The sequence below is a fragment of the Shigella sp. FC1967 genome (assembly GCF_001743005.1).
In the GTDB taxonomy this organism is placed as follows: Bacteria; Pseudomonadota; Gammaproteobacteria; order Enterobacterales; family Enterobacteriaceae; genus Proteus.
This window is the reverse complement of the sequence record NZ_MIIZ01000777.1, coordinates 1-3,397: the sequence shown is the minus strand read 5'-3', so window position 1 is coordinate 3,397 and position 3,397 is coordinate 1. Positions and strand designations below refer to the sequence as shown.

Annotated in this window: 5 protein-coding genes; 3 read left to right on the top strand and 2 right to left on the bottom strand. The window is 33.5% G+C overall.

Annotated features, from left to right (window positions below):
* Positions 1–308 precede the first annotated feature (308 nt).
* The 3 genes from dkgB to BHE89_RS25690 all read left to right on the top strand — a co-directional run bounded on the left by dkgB (position 309) and on the right by BHE89_RS25690 (position 2,137).
* A complete protein-coding gene (gene dkgB / locus BHE89_RS12735) occupies positions 309–1,112 on the top strand; it encodes a 2,5-didehydrogluconate reductase DkgB (protein WP_069369300.1) in 804 nt (267 codons plus the stop codon).
* Between the two features lie 205 nt (positions 1,113–1,317).
* Positions 1,318–1,713 (top strand): sulfite exporter TauE/SafE family protein, encoded by a 396-nt coding sequence (locus BHE89_RS25695; RefSeq protein WP_286146106.1) that lies wholly within the window; start codon positions 1,318–1,320, stop codon positions 1,711–1,713.
* Positions 1,667–2,137: a sulfite exporter TauE/SafE family protein gene (locus tag BHE89_RS25690; RefSeq protein WP_286146105.1), complete on the top strand. Its 471-nt coding sequence runs from the start codon at positions 1,667–1,669 to the stop codon at positions 2,135–2,137. The genes BHE89_RS25695 and BHE89_RS25690 overlap by 47 nt, the downstream gene beginning before the upstream one ends.
* Before the next feature lie 187 nt (positions 2,138–2,324).
* On the opposite strand, the gene BHE89_RS12725 is transcribed toward BHE89_RS25690, so the two are convergent.
* Both BHE89_RS12725 and BHE89_RS12720 read right to left on the bottom strand, forming a co-directional pair.
* Positions 2,325–2,744: a hypothetical protein gene (locus tag BHE89_RS12725; protein WP_128860523.1), complete on the bottom strand. Its 420-nt coding sequence runs from the start codon at positions 2,742–2,744 to the stop codon at positions 2,325–2,327.
* A 166-nt stretch (positions 2,745–2,910) separates the two neighbouring features.
* A complete protein-coding gene (locus tag BHE89_RS12720) occupies positions 2,911–3,195 on the bottom strand; it encodes a hypothetical protein (RefSeq protein ID WP_128860522.1) in 285 nt (94 codons plus the stop codon).
* Positions 3,196–3,397 lie beyond the last annotated feature (202 nt).

Below are 3,397 nucleotides of genomic sequence, written 5' to 3'. Positions count from 1 at the left end.
TCCTGCTATATTCTCACGAAGCCTTGACATCCTCCCTGCCCTGAATGAACTGAAGACCGAGGGTTTTGACGCATCGGATAAAGTAAAATTGCTATAACTTTAGTCGACATAGTGACCTTGTCCCCATTTAATTAACCACAAGCATCAAATTAATCATTAGAATTGATAGTAATGATAAAAGAGATTTTTCGCTATTATTGAGTTTTGAGCAAAAGTTAATTATCGTTTTTGCTATATATCCCCAAAACTCAGTCCTGTACTCTGTGCTCATCAAATTTTCTCTCATTAAATATATTAAAGAGGTAAACATGAGCGTCCCTGTACTTGGTGTTGGAACATTTCGTTTAAAAGATGATGTAGTCATCGCATCCGTTAAAAATGCATTGGAAGTTGGCTATAGAGCCATAGATACAGCACAAATATATGAAAATGAATCAGCTGTTGGCCAAGCTATCTCGGAAAGTGGTATTGCGCGTAATGAGCTATATGTTACCACTAAGATTTGGGTAGCAAATCTCGCTAAAGACAAACTGATCCCTAGCCTAAAGAAAAGTCTCAGTGACTTACAAATGGATTATGTCGATCTAACGTTAATCCACTGGCCATCGCCAAATGATGAAGTTTCTGTTGATGAATTTATGCAAGCATTATTGGAAGCAAAAAAATGTGGATTAACTCGTGAAATCGGTATTTCTAACTTCACCATTCCACTAATGGAGCAAGCTATAGAATCCGTTGGTGTAGAAAATATAGCCACAAATCAAATAGAATTGTCACCTTATTTGCAAAATCGTAAAGTGACTGAGTGGGCAAAACAGCATGGTATTCATATTACTTCCTATATGACATTAGCTTATGGTAATGCATTGAAAGATGAAGTAATAAAAACCATCGCCAAAAAACATGGTGCAACAGCAGCACAGGTAGTATTGGCATGGGCGATACACGAAGGATACTCTGTTATCCCATCATCAACAAAACGCGAAAATTTACTTAGCAACTTACATTCAACAACACTGCAACTTGATGCAAATGATATAGATGCTATTAGAAAATTAGATAAAAATGAACGACTGGTAAGCCCAGAAGGTTTAGCCCCACACTGGGATTAATAATTTAAGTAGAAATCATAATTAATTTATGGTTTCTACTTTTCTTTTAAATAAACGATAGATGCGCTAATACGTTAAGTGAGTGCGATAAACCAATGATGAAGTATTAGTTTCATTAATCTGATTTTTTAGGCTAAAAACAGATCTCAAAAAGCGATATAATATTGATACATAAATTTATTATAAACTATTATGAGTATCAATTATGGACATGATTTTACTGTTTCTTTTTGTGGGTTGTGTAACTGGTTTTTTCGCTGGCCTACTTGGAATTGGTGGCGGTGCAATCATTGTTCCTGTTGTTATGTATGTCGTGAGTCAACAAGCAATCCCAACTGATATGGTAATGAAAATTGCCTTATCGACTTCATTTTCTGTCATTATATTTTCCACCGCCTCTTCAGCCTATTCTCATCACAAACGCAAAGCTATTTTATGGGATCAATTTCCTTTATTAGCGATAGGAACACTGCTCGGTATGCTTGTTGGCACATTTTTTTTTTTGTACAAAAAAATGTCAAAATACAATATTACAAATCGTGTTCTGCATTTTCATGATTTATACCATCTATGGATTATTAACAAAAAAGAAAGAAACTGAACACATCGAAGATGTAAAAGATCCTATTATCGCTAAGCCCGCATTGATAAGCGGTGGATCGTTAATTGGTTTTATATCAAGTTTTATTGGTATTGCAGGTGGCACCATCACCATTCCTCTTTTAAGCCATTGGGGTTTTAATACACGTAAATGCATTGCAACATCCTCAATGATAGGCGTTATTATTGCCTCAGTAGGGATGATAATGGGTATTATTATGGTGGCTCAAACAGACATTAGTCACTATTATTTGGGCTTTATCTATTTACCTGCTTTTATTGGGATAAGTATTACCAGCATACTCTTCGCACCTATTGGTGTTAAAGTTGCTTATCGCTTACCAATTCCTAGAGTTCGTCAAATATTTGCATTATTCTTATTCTTAGTCGTCGTGAAAATGATGTATACGCTTATTACAAGATAAACATCTGATCTGAAAATCATATTCTTTTTAAATTATTCTATAAAAACAAGCAATACTAAAATCTAATATTTCTAATCATGTTAGATTTTAGTCAGTTAGCGTATTTATAGATAAAATAAAATGGACGGATCTTATTAGGTAATCTTCACCTAATTAAAACAAATATATTTAAGTATTACGGATAGCTTTATTCTTTTCTCACTTTGACTTGTAAAGTAAAAACAGGATCCGTTGTACCACACATAGTACGCCCTACTCTGGCTTTTATTTTTATCCGTACATTACCAGTTTTAGGTGCTGTCCCTTGTAAGCGAGCAAAAATGATAGGACGCACTTCCTGATGCATGACATACTTTTGCCAATCTTTATCTGTAATAAGAGAAAGCCACTCCCCATTTTTATTTTTGATCATTAATGTCACAGTAACCCATTCAGAACTTTCTACAATATAATATGGAGCTAAACCAGAAAACACACCCAATTCAATCTGTTGATCATAATTTTGATTAACAACAGCTTCTGGCATATAGATTTTTTCTTGTGATTTCTGATGGTGTAAATAAAATACGGGTACTGCATGCAATGCCATAAAACATACTACAACCATTTAGCACGCAACAAAAAATAAGCAAAAAATAGACTCTGAGCTAAATTTTTTATAGAAAAACACTTAAAAATAATACTTCCATGCATGCTTGTATCACTCCATTGAAAAACCGTAAACTATTATCAGAGAATTAAAATCAACCCTTATATCATCTCAAATATCATTTTTATTTTTCAGCATTAAATACTATTCCTTGCTGCCAATCCAGAACTGAGATTCCCAAATTATTTGCCAGTCTAATAACCACCGGTAGTGCTTCATCCACTTTAGAATAAACAAAGCCAATAACTGGAACTTTAGTCATAAAATTATTCATTAAAGGTCCATCACACCACACGCTGTCATCTATTTCATCATCAGATAATTCACAAAGGCACGGATATATATGAGAAATTTCTTGTAAAAAACGTAACATCAAAGGACTTAATTCTTCTATGCCCTCATCTTTCATATATTTTCAAAAATATTCACATGCTTTTTTCAAAAATCAGCAGAAACAGGAAAATCAAACAATGCGATGTTATAACTCATTTCACACTCCACATTTCTATTTTTATTAGATTCAAAAATAATGTGCTGCTTACTGCGATAAAATATACAAATGATAAGGTTTTATGTGAATACATTATTTCATATTTTCCTTCTTTAGCTTC